The organism is Pseudomonas sp. 14P5.3.2 (genome assembly GCF_057799175.1).
Window position 1 is genome coordinate 23,641 of record NZ_JBYOKU010000051.1, and the last position, 14,318, is coordinate 37,958.

A 14,318-nucleotide genomic window follows, 5' to 3' on the forward strand; every position below is an offset into this window, starting at 1 on the left:
GCTGATCCTTGGCTCATGGGCACCAGTAAATCTCTAACGTAGGTTGCAGAAACGCGCGTACCGGCATGGCCGCGACGTCGTCGGATGCCAGCGCGGCATTCAGGGTGGTCAGTTTCGACTGACCGGAAATCGACAGAATCTTGTGCTTTGCCGAAGCCAGCAGCGCGCGGCTCATGGTCAGGCGTTGACGCGGCACGCTCGGCGCCAGCATCGGCCAGCAGCGACGAGTGCCGTCAGCCTGCAAGGCTTCGGTCAGGTTCGGACTGTCGGGGAACAACGACGCGGTGTGACCGTCATCCCCCATGCCCAGCACCAGCACGTCGATCGGCGGCAACTCGGCCAGCAGCCGATCGGCGTGCTCCGCAGCCTGCTCGACGTTGGCCGCCGCGCTATAAAGGCTTAAGAACGTTGCCTTGGCCGCCGGCCCTTTGAGCAGATACTGCTTGAGCAGGCCGGCATTGCTGTCGGCATGCTCCACCGGCACCCAGCGCTCGTCGGCAAGGGTCACGACGACCTTCGACCAGTCCAGCTCCTGCTTGGCCAGGTGCTGAAAAAACGCCACCGGACTGCGACCGCCAGAGACCACCAGCACCGCGTTGCCGCGTGCAGCGATGGCATCGCTCAGCTGCTTGGCGACATTCAGCGCCAGACCTTCAGCCAACAGCACCGGGCTCTTGAATGGGTGAGCGTGCACGCCCGCAGGCAGTTTCACATCAGATATCGCCATACCACGACCTCCCGTCCCGCGTGATCAGTGCAATCGAGCTCATCGGCCCCCACGACCCGGCCGCATACGGCTTGGGCGCGTCACCGGATTTTTTCCAGCCGGCGATCAACTGGTCACACCACTTCCACGCGGCTTCGATTTCATCTTTACGGACAAACAGGTTCTGATTGCCGTTCATCACTTCCAGCAACAACCGCTCGTAGGCATCGGGGATCCGTGCGCTGCGCCAGGTGTCGGAGAAATTCAGTTGCAGCGGCCCGCTGCGCAGTTGCATGCCCTTGTCCAGGCCCTGCTCCTTGGTCATCACACGCAGGGAAATGCCTTCGTCCGGTTGCAGACGGATGATCAGTTTGTTGCTGATCTGCAGGCGCTGTTCCGGCGCAAAGATGTAGTGCGACGGTTCCTTGAAGTGGATGACGATCTGCGACAGTTTCTGAGGCATGCGCTTGCCGGTACGCAGGTAGAACGGCACGCCGGCCCAGCGCCAGTTGCGGATGTCGGCACGCAGGGCGACGAAGGTTTCGGTGTCGCTCTGGGTATTGGAATTCGGTTCTTCGAGGTAGCCCGGCACGGACTTGCCTTCGCTGTGCCCGGCGATGTACTGACCACGCACCACCTGAGTGGTCAGGCCTTCCGGACTGATCGGTGCCAGCGCCTTGAGCACTTTGACCTTTTCGTCACGGATGCTATCGGCAGACAGGTCGGCCGGCGGGTCCATGGCGATCAGGCACAGCAGCTGCAACAGGTGATTCTGGATCATGTCGCGCAGTTGGCCGGCCTTGTCGAAATAGCCCCAACGGCCTTCGATGCCGACCTTCTCGGCCACGGTGATTTCCACGTGGGAGATGTAATTCTGGTTCCACTGGGTTTCGAACAGGCTGTTGGCGAAACGCAGGGCGATCAGGTTCTGGACGGTCTCCTTGCCCAGGTAGTGGTCGATGCGGTAGGTGCGGTTCTCCGGGAAGAACTGCGCCACGGCGTCGTTCACTTTGCGCGAGGATTCCAGATCGGAGCCGATCGGCTTTTCCAGCACCACACGGGTGTTTTCTGCCAGACCGACTTTCGCCAGGTTCTCGCAGATCGCGCCGTACACCGCTGCCGGTGTGGCGAAGTAGGCAATCATGCGTTGCGTGCTGCCGGCGGCTTCGGCCAGCGCCACATAGTCTTCAGCCTTGAGGAAGTCGACGTGCAGGTAGCTCAGGCGCGCCAGAAAGCGCTCGGCCACGGCCTCGTCCAGCTCTTTGCCGACGTAACGGCGCAATTCGGCGGCGATGAACGCCATGTGCTGCTGCTCGGAGCCGGGTTCACGGGCCAGCGCGATGATGCGCGTGTCTTCGTGCAACAGGTCGGCGCCATCGAGGTGATAAAGGGCAGGAAACAGCTTGCGCAGGGCCAGATCGCCCAGAGCGCCGAACAAGGCAAAGGTGCACGGTTCAACCGTAATCGAAGGCATGATGTTTGTTCTTTTATCAAGTTAAGCTACAAATACCTTTTTTCAAGGCATCACTCAAGGGAAAATGTAGTAATAACCACAACATTTTCGCAAAATACAGATTCCGAGTGGTGGTCGGTCGGAGCCATCAGTAGGATAGGCCACCGTTACGGGCCATATCAAAGGCCCAATTTGCATAGCCCGGCGCACCTTTGCGCAGGTGAATTAGGAATTCCATATGGACCGCGTGCGAAATTTACTGGAACAGATCCAGAGTCGCCTTGAAGAGCTGAACAAGGCCGAACGCAAAGTCGCCGAGGTGATCCTGCTCAACCCGCAGCAGGCCACCCGCTTCAGCATCGCCGCCCTCGCCCAGGCAGCAAAGGTGAGCGAGCCGACGGTCAACCGTTTCTGCCGTTCGTTCGGTGTCAGCGGCTACCCCGAACTCAAGCTGCAACTGGCGCAGAGCCTGGCCAGCGGCGCGGCGTATGTCAGCCGTGCGGTGGAGGCCGATGACAATCCCGAGGCCTACACGCAGAAGATTTTCGGCAGCGCCATCGCTTCGCTGGACAGTGCTTGTCAGGCGCTCGATCCGAACCTGATCAGCCGCGCCGTCGACCTGTTGATTCAGGCCCGGCAGATCCACTTCTTCGGCCTCGGCGCTTCGGCGCCGGTGGCGCTGGATGCGCAGCACAAGTTCTTCCGTTTCAACCTCGCCGTCACAGCGCATGCGGATGTGCTGATGCAGCGGATGATTGCTTCGGTGGCGCACACCGGTGAGCTGTTCGTGATCATTTCCTATACCGGCCGCACCCGCGAGCTGGTGGAAGTGGCGCGCATCGCCCGGGAGAACGGCGCTTCGGTGCTGGGCCTGACCGCCGAGAACTCGCCGCTGGCCAAGGCCAGCACCCTGAGCCTGAACATTCCGCTGCCGGAAGACACCGACATCTATATGCCGATGACCTCGCGGATCATTCAGTTGACCGTGCTGGATGTGCTGGCGACCGGCATGACCTTGCGCCGTGGGGTGGATTTCCAGCCGCATCTGCGCAAGATCAAAGAGAGCTTGAATGCGAGCCGGTATCCGGTGGGTGACGAGTTCAACTGAGCCAAAATCTCGACTGAATGATCCGGCCTCTTCGCGAGCAAGCCCGCTCCCACAGGTGATCGGGTTCCTTCAATTGGAATGCCATCTACTGTGGGAGCGGGCTTGCTCGCGAAGGCGTCAGCAGACACACCAAAAATCTAGGCCGCTGCCCACGCCTGCAAACTCAAGTGCGCCTTCTCTCCCGGCGCCAGATGCAGGCTGTCGGTACCCCCCGCCGCCGCTTCGACACAGACAAACTCCGTCACTTCATCCCAACTCACGCCCAACAGCGGTCGCGAGCCCGGATGCCAGACCACGGTGTCGCCGCTGTCACCGGTATCGATGCACAACTCGCGCTGCCAGGCGTGATCCTTGAGCTGTAATTCGCCGTCGTGCTGGAACACCCGCTGACAACCGCCATCGACGCGCAACTCGCCTTCCTGCTGGCAGGACTGGCGGCTCAACTGGTCGTAACCTTGCGCGCCTTCGAGGCCAGACAGCGCTATCTCACCGACATCGCCAATACGCCAGTAAGCGTGCAAAGCCTGGCTCAACTGGCACGGCATGTCGTCCTGATGCTCGGTGCTCAGGCGTAATTCCATGCGTTCACCGAGGTGCGCGTGCAGGTCGACCTGCCAGTCGCACAACTGCAATTGCCAGTGCAGGCGCACGCCATCTTCGGCGCTGCTGCTGTCGAGCAGCTTCCAGTCGAGCAGTCGTGCCCAGCCATGGGATGGCCAGGCATTTTCGCTCGGATGGCGGCCATACCACGGCCAGCACACCGGCACGCCGCCACGAATGGCGCCAACGTGCGGCCACTTCGCCGCACACCACAACCACGGTTTCTGCCCGCGTGGCTGAAAGTGCAGCAACTGCGCGCCCTGCCGACTGAACACCGCCTGACACAGCGGATGGTCGATCACCAGCACATCGCGCATCTGATAGCGCTCCCAGGCAAACACCGGTCGTTCGCGCAGGGATTTGAAGAAGCGTTGCAGCGGATGCTCATGCATTGGCCACGGTCCTGAAAATCATGGGGGTACTCAACAATCCACATTGCTCTTGTGGCGAGGGAGCTTGCTCCCGCCGGGCTGCGAAGCGGCCCCGAAACCTTTCACTGCGGTGTGTCATTTAAACCTCATCATCAGGATTTACGACTGCTGCGCAGCCGAGCGGGAGCAAGCTCCCTCGCCACAAATGGGTACGACACAAACCTTGTATACGAGTGTCGCAAAAAAAAGCGGACAGCCTTGGCTGTCCGCAAATATGCGCACATAGAGAGGAGCTTATCGCAGACGCGTTAGAACACCGACTGAATTTTCAGGCCAGCGACCAATGCGTTGTCCACGGCATCAACGCCACCCGGGTGAGTGATGTACTGCAGGTTAGGACGCACCGTCAGCCAGTTGGTGACGTGGAAGCCGTAGTTGATCTCGTAGTTGTATTCGGTATCACGAATCGGTGAGAACACCGGATTGTCGTAGTCCGAAACACCGTTGGAAGCATTCAGCAGTTCGGCGTTTTTCTTCACGTCATCGTTGACGTGGATACGTGCCGCGCCGATGCCGACGTCATCCTTCGGACGCGCGTCGAACGGGCCTTTGTAGACAAACATCACCGACTGGTAGTTGTCGATGAAGTTGGTGTCCTTGTCGTGGAACGTGGCGTTGGCCGCAATGTTCAGACCGCGCGATGCATCACCGTTGTGGCTGGTGAGTTGCTGTTGCGCGACGAACCAGTAGCCGTGTTTGCTGCTGTGGGTCTTGTACGCGTCGCCAGTGGTGGCCGCGTCGAAACCGTTGACGTCTTCGCGGACGTCGCTGGCATCAGCGGTGCTCTTGTAGTAACCGACGCGGTATTCGCCCGGCAGGCTGTTGACCTTAGGCGACCAGACCAGCTCGACTGGCAGAACAGTACCTTTGGTGCCGCTGCCGCTGAGCTTGAAGCCGTTGCCGTGTTCCAGTTGCGACGGGTTCTGGTTGTACGCACCGATTTGCGCGTAGAGCTCGTCGTTGATGTTGTACTTGACGCGGATCGCGGCCTGGCTGACGGGCCAGTTGTACCAGATGTTGGTCGCCCAGTTACCGACCTGCGAACCGCAGAACGCCAGGTTCTGGAAGTCGCACGGGAAGGTGTTGAAGTCTTCGCCTTCACCGAAGTAACCGGCCTTGACGTCGAGCTTGTTGTCGAAGAACTGGTGCTGAATCCACAACTGGGTCAGACGCACCATGTGGCCACGACCGTAGACTTCCTGCGAGGACGACAAGGTGCCGGCACGCGGATCGCCAACACGGTCGTTGGAGATGTTTTCGCCATTACGATTGGTCAGCTGGATCTTGGCCTGGGTGTTGTCCCAGCCGAGCAGTTTCTGCAGATCCAGCGCCGCGCCGAGACCAAACTGATCGCTGTAGCGTGCAGTCTTGTCGTCGTTGTAGCCTCCGTGCAGGTTGCCGCCAACTTCACCGACATAGTCCATCTTGATGTCGATACCCTGCTCGATCAGCTTGGTACGCTCGCCACCCCAGTCGCCGGTCATCCATTTCGAATCGGAGCTGAATGCATCGTCAGCCATTGCATTGCCGGCCAGCACCAATGCCGCCGCAGCTGACACTTGGCAGATCAACCGGGCATTGACGTGTTTCTTTTTCATCCCTACATCCTCGTCTTTATTGTTATTAACTGTTTTTTTCCAACGTGGTTTACATAAAAAGTGCGGCGAACGACAGGCCGAACACCACTTTTCCCCTGTGGGAGCGGGCTTGCTCGCGAAGGCGTCATGTCAGTCGCCATGTGTGCTGCCCGACACTCCGTTTTCGCGAGCAAGCCCGCTCCCACATTTTTGATCTTCAGCGGCCTTTGAACTGCGCGACATTTGCCGACCGCGCTTCGGTCTGCGCCTGGCCCGCAACGCCCAGACGCTCGCCAGTCCTGGCATCGAACAACAACACTTTCGACGGATCGAATTGCAGGGTCAGGGTCTCGCCCACCTGCGGTGCCACGTCCGGTGCCAGACGGCAGCAGACCTTGGTTTCATTCAGGTTGACGAACACCAGGGTGTCCGGACCGGTCGGTTCGGTGACCTGCACTTCGGCCTTGATGCTCGGCAGGCCATTGCCCTCGCCGCTCGCCAGGACGATCTGTTCCGGGCGCAGGCCGAGGATCACTTCGCGATCTTCCAGACCGGCGTCCTGCATGCTCATCGGCAACTCGCAACGGGCCTGGCCGCTGTCGAGCAGCGCCAGCAGACGACCGTCCTTGCGCTGCAGGCGCAGCGGAATGAAGTTCATCGGTGGCGAACCGATGAAACTCGCCACGAACAGGTTGGCCGGATCGTTGTAGATCTCTTTCGGCGTGCCGAACTGCTGGATGATCCCGTCCTTCATCACCGCCACTTTGTCGCCCAGGGTCATCGCTTCGATCTGGTCGTGGGTCACGTAGACCGTGGTGGTTTTCAGGCGTTGGTGCATCAGTTTCATTTCGGTGCGCATCTCGACGCGCAGCTTGGCGTCGAGGTTGGACAGCGGTTCGTCGAACAGATAGATCTTCGGCCGACGCGCCAACGCACGGCCCATCGCCACGCGCTGTTGCTGACCACCGGAGAGCTGGCCCGGCTTGCGGTTGAGCAGGTGTTCGATCTGCAGCAGCTTGGCCACACGCGCGACTTCTTCGTCGATTGCCGACTGCGGCATCTTGCGGATCTTCAGACCGAACTCGATGTTCTCGCGCACGCTCATGGTCGGGTACAGCGCGTAGGACTGGAACACCATGGCGATGTCGCGATCCTTCGGGCTCATGCCGCTGACGTCCTGGTCGCCGATCATGATCGCGCCGCCGGTGATGGTCTCGAGGCCGGCGATGCAGTTCATCAGGGTCGACTTGCCGCAGCCCGACGGGCCGACCAGGATCAGGAACTCACCGTCCTTGATCGACAGTTCGATGTTCTTCAGGGTGTCCGGCAGGCCGGCACCGTAGGTCTTGTTGACGTTGCGAAGTTCGAGCGTTGCCATGATTACCCCTTGACTGCGCCGGCCGTCAGCCCGCGCACGAAATACTTGCCTGCGACCACATAGACCAGCAGGGTCGGCAGGCCGGCGATCATCGCCGCTGCCATATCCACGTTGTATTCCTTGGCCCCGGTGCTGGTGTTGACCAGGTTGTTCAGCGCCACCGTGATCGGTTGCGAATCACCGCTGGAGAACACCACACCGAACAGGAAGTCGTTCCAGATCTGCGTGAACTGCCAGATCAGGCAGACCATGATGATCGGGGTCGACATCGGCAGAATGATCCGCCGGAAAATCGTGAAGAAACCCGCACCATCCAGACGCGCAGCCTTGACTAGCGCATCGGGAATACTCACGTAGTAGTTACGGAAGAACAGCGTAGTAAACGCCAGACCATAGACTATGTGGACGAACACCAGCCCCGTCGTGGTGCTCGCCAGGCCCATCTTGCCGAGGGTGAACGACGCTGGCAGCAGCACGGTCTGGAACGGCAGGAAGCAGCCGAACAGCAGCAGACCGAAGAACAGCTGCGAACCACGGAAGCGCCACATCGACAACACGTAACCGTTCAGCGCGCCGATGGCGGTAGAGATGACCACGGCCGGCACGGTGATCTTGATCGAGTTCCAGAAGTAACCGTCAACCGTGGCCCAGGCCTTGACCCAGCCGATGCCGCTGACCACGGTCGGCCAACTGAGCAGGTTGCCGGTGCTGATGTCTTCCGGGGTCTTGAAGCTGGTCAGCAGCATCACCACCAGCGGAATCAGGTACAGCAGGACCGCGAGGATCAGCACCGCGTAGATCGCGACGCGACTCAGGCTGAAGGCGGGTTTGGCAGCGAGACTAGTCATGACGCTTGGTCCTCAGCTCGGAGTACAGGTAAGGCACGATGATCGCGAGAATCGCACCGAGCATCAGAATCGCACTGGCCGAGCCCATGCCCATCTGGCCGCGACTGAAGGTGAAGGAGTACATGAACATCGCTGGCAGGTCGGAGGAATAACCCGGGCCACCGGCCGTCATCGCCGCGACCAGGTCGAAGCTCTTGATCGCGATGTGCGCTAGGATCATTACCGCACTGAAGAACACCGGACGCAGGCTTGGCAGCACGACTTTCCAGTAGATGGTCGGCATGCTCGCGCCATCGATCTGCGCGGCTCGGATGATCGACTGATCAACCCCGCGCAGACCGGCGAGGAACATCGCCATGATGAAGCCCGAGGCTTGCCACACAGCGGCGATCACCAGGCAGTAGACCACGCGATCCGGGTCGATCAGCCAGTCCAGACGGAAGCCTTCCCAGCCCCAGTCACGCAACAATTTGTCCAGGCCCATGCCCGGGTTGAGCAGCCATTTCCACGCGGTACCGGTGACGATCATCGAGAGCGCCATCGGGTACAGGTAAATGGTGCGGATAAAGCCTTCGCGACGGATGCGCTGGTCGAGGAACACCGCCAGCAGCACGCCGATCACCAGGGTGATGCCAATGAACATGCCACCGAACACCGCGAGGTTCTTGCTCGCCACCCACCAGCGATCGTTGTCGAACAGCCGCGCGTATTGCGCCAGCCCGGCCCACTTGTAGTTGGGCAGGAACGTCGAGGTGGTGAACGACAGCACGAACGTCCACAGGATGTAGCCATAGAAGCCCACCAGCACGATGAACATGCTCGGCGCCAGCACCAGTTTCGGTAGCCAGCGCTGCAGTGCATCGAACGGCGAGGCTTTGCTGAACACAGCAACAGAACTCATGGGGAAATCCAGTACGAGGGTAGAAAATTCACACGCTTTCCCCTTGTGGGAGCGAGCTTGCTCGCGAAGGCGTCCTGTCAGTTGATATTGCGATTGCCTGACACTCCGCTTTCGCGAGCAAGCTCGCTCCCACAGGGGCTGCGGTGCTGATGCTTATTTGGCCGACTGAACCGCCGCGCCCAGCTTCTTGGCCGCATCGGCCGGATCGGCTTTCGGGTCGTTGATGTAGTTGGTCACCACATCAAAGAACGCGCCCTGCACCGCCAGCGTGGTCGCCATGTTGTGCGCCATGCTCGGCTGCAGGCCGCCCGTCTTGGCGTCTGCCAGGAAGTCCTTGGCAGCGGTCTGCGCGCAGGAGTCGAAACCGAGTTTGTCCATGTTGTTCAACATGTCGTTACGCACCGGAATCGAGCCTTTGTTGATGCTGAAGACTTTCTGGAAGTTTTCACCCAGCACCACTTTGGCGATGTCCTGCTGACCGGCCGCAGTGCCTTTGTCTTTCTGCTTGAACACCGCCAGGGAGTCGATGTTGTAGGTGAACGCCTTGTCGGTGCCCGGGAAGGCTACGCACTCGTAATCCTTGCCGGCGACTTTCTTGGCGGCGGTCCATTCGGACTTGGCCCAGTCACCCATGATCTGCATGCCGGCCTTGCCGTTGATGACTTTGGCCGCTTCCAGGTTCCAGTCCTGGCCTTTGCCGTCGACGTCCATGTAGGTCGCGACTTTCTTCAGCTCGGTCAGCGCCTTGACCATCTCGGGGCCGGTCAGCGCTTTGTTGTCCAGATCGACCAGGGCTTTCTTGTAACCATCAACGCCCATGACCGAGAGCACCACGGCTTCGAACACGGTGCTGTCCTGCCAAGGCTGACCGCCGTGGGCCAGCGGGATGAAGCCCGCAGCCTTGAGCTTGTCGCCAGCGGCGTAGAATTCTTCGAGGGTGGTCGGGTTCTTGGTGATGCCGGCTTTCTTGAAGACTTCCGGGTTGATCCACAGCCAGTTCACTCGGTGAATGTTCACCGGTACGGCCACGTAATCACCGTCGTACTTCACGGTATCGGAGACTTTCTTGTCGAGCAGGCTGTCCCACTTCTCTTCTTTGGCCACGTCTTTCAGGACGTCGGTGTCGAGCAGACCGGTGGAGGCCCATTCCTGAATGTCCGGGCCTTTGATCTGGGCGACGCCCGGCGGGTTGCCGGCAACCGCACGACTTTTCAGTACGGTCATGGCCGTGGCACCGCCACCGCCGGCGACAGCGCCGTCTTTCCAGGTAAAGCCGTCTTTTTCGACTTGGGCCTTGAGCACATCGACAGCGGCTTTTTCGCCACCGGACGTCCACCAGTGCACGACTTCGACCGAACCTTTGGATTCGGCAGCGGACACACTGAGGGGCAGAATTGCGAGCGGGAACAGGGAGGCGACAGAAATGACAGTAGCGAGGCGAGAAATCGCATTCATCTGAGATGTACCTTTCTTGTTGTTATGCATGCAAGTCTGGTGCTTGCGCTGCACAGGAGTTTAAACAGGGCGTTTCCCCCCGCAGGTAACGAAGGGACGCGCAAATGTCACCACATGGTTACACAGGAACGGACCGAGATAATTGCGCCAGAGCCGTTGCCATACTCGGTGACAAGGGTAGACGAGGAATCAGCACTGCTTGCCAGGCGTGATACAGATCCGGCTTGCCGGCCCAGATATCGGCACTCGGGCGGTTCTGCGGATCGAGTTCGTGATGCCAGCTGCCGTCGCAGCGATCGATGAAATACATCTCGCAGAATTCCCAGAACTGGCGGTACCAGATTTCGTATTGCTGATTTCCAGTGCGTTTGAGCAAGGCACTGGCGGCGGCGCTGGCCTCGGCATGGGTCCAGTGCAAACGGTGACGCACAACGGCTTTGTTGTCCCAGTCGAGGGTGTAGACGATCCCCGGGGCGCCATCGACGTCCCAGCCGTTTCGGCAGTTCTGTTCGAAGAGTTTTTGCGCATCGGTCGCCAGCCAGCCCGGCGTGAGCATCCCGGCCTGGACCCGCGCCGCTTCGAGGTGCAGCAACAGCCGCGCCCACTCGAAACCGTGGCCCGGCGTGGTGCCGTAAGGGCGGAAGCCATCGGCGGGATTGTCGTGGTTGTACTCGCGCAGCGGTTGCCAGTCGCGGTCGAAATGCTCAATCACCATGTAGCCATTGGCGGCGGCGTGACCGTGAATCACTCGCTCGACGATGCGTTGCGCACGCACTAGCCAACGCGGGTCTTCGGTGACATCGGCCAGCGCGAGGAATGCTTCGGTAGCGTGCATGTTGCTGTTGGCGCCGCGATAGGCTTCTTCTTCGCGCCAGTCGCGATTGAAGAATTCGCGCATCGCGCCCTCTTCTTCGCTCCAGAAATAGGTGTCGATGATGTCGATCGCATCATCCAGCAGCGCCTGGGCGCCGGGACGTTGCGCAACCACCGCAGAACTGGCTGCGAGCGCAACGAAAGCATGCAGATAGGCGTTCTTGCCGGTATTGCCGTCGCGATGTTCGGCGACCGCAAACCAGCCACCGTGCAGCGCATCCCGCAGCGGCCCGCGCAGGGCCGCGATGCCGTGATCGACCAGTTCGGCAAACCTCGGCAGCCCCTGAATATGGGCCATGGCGAAACTGTGGGTCATGCGCGCGGTGTTCATGGTTTCGGCCTGCGCGCTCGCCGGCAAACGGCCGCGCTCGTCGAGGTTGCCGAAACCTTCGGGCAGTCTGGAAGCCTTGGCGAATGCCAGCAGACGCAGGCCTTCGTCGCCGAGCCATTGCTGGTGAGCAGGGGCGTTCAGCCAACTGCTGAAGCCTGGGTGGAAAAGATCCATGGGTGGCCTTTTTTGTTGTTATGACTGCGGGGAGTCTAAACAACGGGCCGCGGTGGGCTTGTAACGAAGGGGGCGGGTTTTGTCACCAGCCTGTGACATAGATCAGAAGTGAAACCTGTGGCGAGGGAGCTTGCTCCCGCTGTGGCGCGAAGCGGCACCCAAAAGACGGCCTGCTGCGCAGTCCAGCGGGAGCAAGCTCCCTCGCCACAGGGGTGGTATCAGTCAACACTGCGCGGCAACTGCAACGTCACCCGCAACCCACCCTCACGCAGATTCTGCAACGTCACTTCACCGCCATGGCTGTGAGCGATGTTGCGCGCAATGCCCAGGCCCAGCCCATAACCCTGCTGCTGCCCGGCCAGGCGAAAGTGCGGCTCGAACACCTGCTCCAACCGCTGCTCCGGTACGCCCGGGCCTTCGTCGTCGACGTGCAGGACAAACGCGCGCTCATCGTCATCGATGTGCAGATGCGCGTTCTGCCCGTACTTCAACGCATTGTCGATCAGGTTGCCGATGCAGCGCTTCAACGCCAGAGGCTTGCCCGGATACGCCGCCAGCGCCTTGCCTTGCTGGGTCACGCGGCCATTGCCGTTGGGCGCCAGATACGGCTCCACCAGACAATCGAGCACATGATTGAGATCCACCGGCTCGATGTTCTCGTGGATGTCGGTGTCTTTCACGCATTGCAGCGCGCCTTTGACCAGCAGCTCCAGCTCATCCAGATCGCGACCGAACTTGGCTTGCAGCTTCTCGTCTTCGAGCAGTTCGACGCGCAAGCGCAGACGGGTGATCGGCGTGCGCAGGTCATGGGAAATCGCGCTGAACAACTGGCTGCGTTCGGTCAGGTAACGGCTGATGCGCTCGCGCATGGTGTTGAATGCACGGCCCACTTCCACCACTTCGCTGCCGCCGCCCTCGGCCACCGGCTCGACATCGGCGCCCAGCGACAGATCCCGCGCGGCCCGCGCCAGACGCTTGAGCGGCCGGCTCTGCCAGTGCACCAGCAGGCCGATGAACAGCAGTAAAAAGCCGCTGGTAAGGACGATGAACCACACCTGCTGCGCCGGCAGGCCTTGTTCTTCGAGGCTGGTGTAGGGTTCGGGCAGCAACGAGGCGATGTACAGCCACTCGCCCGGCGCCATCTGAATCTGCGTCACCAGCACCGGCGGATTCACCGGTTCCAGGGTCAACGCGTAATGCGCCCACGAGCGCGGCAGCTCATCGAGTTTCAGCCCGGCATTGAAGATCCGCAGATCCTCGGGGCTGACGAAGGTCACCGAGATATCAGTGTCATGGCCCAGCGACTGACGCAGCACTTCGTCCACTGCCTCGATCACCGCAGCCTTGCGCGGGGTGATCGGCAGCACGTCCATACCCAGCGGCTTGTCGTTGAGCGTCACCACAAAACGGGTGCCGCCCATGCTGCGCAACTGGTCGAGTACCAGCGGCCGGTACGCCACCGGCAACGAGCGAAAATAACTGACGCTGGCGGTCATCGAATGGGCGAGGCTGCGGGCGCTGGTGACCAGGCCTTCGAGCTGGGTGGCGCGCAGTTGCGAGACCCAGATCACGCTCGACAACGTCTGCGCGAACAGCACCGCGAGCAACGTCAGCAGCAGCATCCGCCCGAGCAGCGAACGCGGCACCGGGACTTTGCTGGCGAGCCGGCGCAGCGACTCAGTGAGCATTGCCGGCAACCACATTGGCTGCCAGTTGGTAGCCGCTGCCGCGCACGGTGCGGATCAGTCGCGGCGGTTTTTCCGTGTCGCGCAGACGTTGGCGCAAGCGGCTGACGGCCATGTCGACAATCCGGTCGAGCGGCATCAGGTCGCGGCCACGGGTGGCGTTGCCGATGGTGTCACGGTCAAGGATTTCCTGCGGATGGTCGAGAAACAACTTCAGCAGCGCGAAGTCGGCACCGGAGAGAATCACTTCTTCGCCGTCGGTGTGGAACAGTCGATGGCTGACCATGTCCAGCCGCCACTCGTCGAAGGCCAGCACGTCGCTGCCGCTGCGCTCCTGACCGAACTGCGCACGTCGCAACAACGCCTTGATTCGGGCTTGCAGCTCGCGGGGACTGAAGGGTTTGCCGAGGTAGTCATCAGCGCCGAGCTCCAGCCCGATCACGCGGTCGGCTTCGTCGGAACTGGCGGTCAGCATGATGATCGGCACCTGCGCCTGACGCGGATGCTGGCGCACCCAGCGGCACAGGCTGAAACCGTCTTCGTCGGGCAGCATCACATCGAGGATCACCAGATCGCTGGGCGCCTCGTTGAGTGCCTGGCGAAAACTGGCGCCATCGGCTGTGGCCCGCACCTGGAACCCGGCGCGGGTCAGGTAGGTTTCCAGCAACTCGCGTATTTCCTGGTCGTCATCGACCAACAATATCGACTTGTTGACTGAGCTCACTTCGAAGGCATCCTTGTTGTTGGAATTGGGGCGGATTATGCCTTAAGCATCGAACTTGCAAACACCATAGAACC

The 14,318-nt window shown here is 60.8% G+C and carries 12 protein-coding genes; 1 reads left to right on the forward strand and 11 read right to left on the reverse strand.

Features of this window, described 5'->3' with window-relative positions; genetic code table 11:
• Positions 1-13: 13 nt before the first annotated feature.
• Together pgl and zwf are read right to left on the reverse strand one after the other, a co-directional pair.
• Entirely contained in the window at positions 14-727 is a 714-nt protein-coding gene (pgl, locus tag AC27VU_RS26970) for a 6-phosphogluconolactonase (RefSeq protein WP_488725271.1), read from the reverse strand.
• Complete coding sequence (zwf, locus tag AC27VU_RS26975; RefSeq protein WP_488725272.1) at positions 714-2,180, reverse strand: glucose-6-phosphate dehydrogenase; 1,467 nt, start codon at positions 2,178-2,180, stop codon at positions 714-716. Before zwf ends, pgl begins: the two co-directional genes overlap by 14 nt.
• Before the next feature lie 226 nt (positions 2,181-2,406).
• Between zwf and AC27VU_RS26980 the strand changes: the two genes are divergently transcribed.
• A complete protein-coding gene (locus AC27VU_RS26980) occupies positions 2,407-3,267 on the forward strand; it encodes a MurR/RpiR family transcriptional regulator (protein WP_169432688.1) in 861 nt (286 codons plus the stop codon).
• Between the two features lie 137 nt (positions 3,268-3,404).
• Here the strand turns inward: AC27VU_RS26980 and AC27VU_RS26985 are convergent, their stop codons facing one another.
• The 9 genes from AC27VU_RS26985 to AC27VU_RS27025 all read right to left on the reverse strand — a co-directional run bounded on the left by AC27VU_RS26985 (position 3,405) and on the right by AC27VU_RS27025 (position 14,244).
• Entirely contained in the window at positions 3,405-4,259 is an 855-nt protein-coding gene (locus tag AC27VU_RS26985) for a D-hexose-6-phosphate mutarotase (protein ID WP_007969321.1), read from the reverse strand.
• Positions 4,260-4,546: 287 nt separating this feature from the next.
• Positions 4,547-5,896 (reverse strand): carbohydrate porin, encoded by a 1,350-nt coding sequence (locus AC27VU_RS26990; protein WP_488725273.1) that lies wholly within the window; start codon positions 5,894-5,896, stop codon positions 4,547-4,549.
• 196 nt (positions 5,897-6,092) lie between these two features.
• Positions 6,093-7,253, reverse strand: a complete 1,161-nt coding sequence (locus tag AC27VU_RS26995; protein WP_488725274.1) for an ABC transporter ATP-binding protein — start codon at positions 7,251-7,253, stop codon at positions 6,093-6,095.
• Positions 7,254-7,255: 2 nt separating this feature from the next.
• Positions 7,256-8,101: a carbohydrate ABC transporter permease gene (locus AC27VU_RS27000; protein WP_003227450.1), complete on the reverse strand. Its 846-nt coding sequence runs from the start codon at positions 8,099-8,101 to the stop codon at positions 7,256-7,258.
• Positions 8,094-9,002, reverse strand: coding sequence for a carbohydrate ABC transporter permease (locus tag AC27VU_RS27005; RefSeq protein ID WP_003227452.1), 909 nt, complete (start codon positions 9,000-9,002; stop codon positions 8,094-8,096). The genes AC27VU_RS27000 and AC27VU_RS27005 overlap by 8 nt, the downstream gene beginning before the upstream one ends.
• Before the next feature lie 153 nt (positions 9,003-9,155).
• Complete coding sequence (locus AC27VU_RS27010) at positions 9,156-10,457, reverse strand: ABC transporter substrate-binding protein (RefSeq protein WP_003227454.1); 1,302 nt, start codon at positions 10,455-10,457, stop codon at positions 9,156-9,158.
• A 118-nt stretch (positions 10,458-10,575) separates the two neighbouring features.
• Entirely contained in the window at positions 10,576-11,835 is a 1,260-nt protein-coding gene (locus AC27VU_RS27015) for a D-mannose isomerase (RefSeq protein ID WP_488725275.1), read from the reverse strand.
• 218 nt (positions 11,836-12,053) lie between these two features.
• Positions 12,054-13,523, reverse strand: a complete 1,470-nt coding sequence (locus AC27VU_RS27020) for an ATP-binding protein (RefSeq protein WP_488725276.1) — start codon at positions 13,521-13,523, stop codon at positions 12,054-12,056.
• The gene (locus tag AC27VU_RS27025; protein WP_007917879.1) at positions 13,513-14,244 is read right to left on the reverse strand and encodes a response regulator; all 732 of its coding nucleotides are present in this window, start codon (positions 14,242-14,244) and stop codon (positions 13,513-13,515) included. The genes AC27VU_RS27020 and AC27VU_RS27025 overlap by 11 nt, the downstream gene beginning before the upstream one ends.
• Between the last annotated feature and the right edge of the window lie 74 nt (positions 14,245-14,318).

Bases quoted from the DNA above. Each gene is read 5' to 3' on its own strand.
- pgl (WP_488725271.1), bottom strand. From the start codon at position 727: ATGGCGATATCTGATGTGAAACTGCCTGCGGGCGTGCACGCTCACCCA.
- zwf (WP_488725272.1), bottom strand. From the start codon at position 2,180: ATGCCTTCGATTACGGTTGAACCGTGCACCTTTGCCTTGTTCGGCGCT.
- AC27VU_RS26985 (WP_007969321.1), bottom strand. From the start codon at position 4,259: ATGCATGAGCATCCGCTGCAACGCTTCTTCAAATCCCTGCGCGAACGA.
- AC27VU_RS26990 (WP_488725273.1), bottom strand. From the start codon at position 5,896: ATGAAAAAGAAACACGTCAATGCCCGGTTGATCTGCCAAGTGTCAGCT.
- AC27VU_RS26995 (WP_488725274.1), bottom strand. From the start codon at position 7,253: ATGGCAACGCTCGAACTTCGCAACGTCAACAAGACCTACGGTGCCGGC.
- AC27VU_RS27000 (WP_003227450.1), bottom strand. From the start codon at position 8,101: ATGACTAGTCTCGCTGCCAAACCCGCCTTCAGCCTGAGTCGCGTCGCG.
- AC27VU_RS27005 (WP_003227452.1), bottom strand. From the start codon at position 9,002: ATGAGTTCTGTTGCTGTGTTCAGCAAAGCCTCGCCGTTCGATGCACTG.
- AC27VU_RS27010 (WP_003227454.1), bottom strand. From the start codon at position 10,457: ATGAATGCGATTTCTCGCCTCGCTACTGTCATTTCTGTCGCCTCCCTG.
- AC27VU_RS27015 (WP_488725275.1), bottom strand. From the start codon at position 11,835: ATGGATCTTTTCCACCCAGGCTTCAGCAGTTGGCTGAACGCCCCTGCT.
- AC27VU_RS27020 (WP_488725276.1), bottom strand. From the start codon at position 13,523: ATGCTCACTGAGTCGCTGCGCCGGCTCGCCAGCAAAGTCCCGGTGCCG.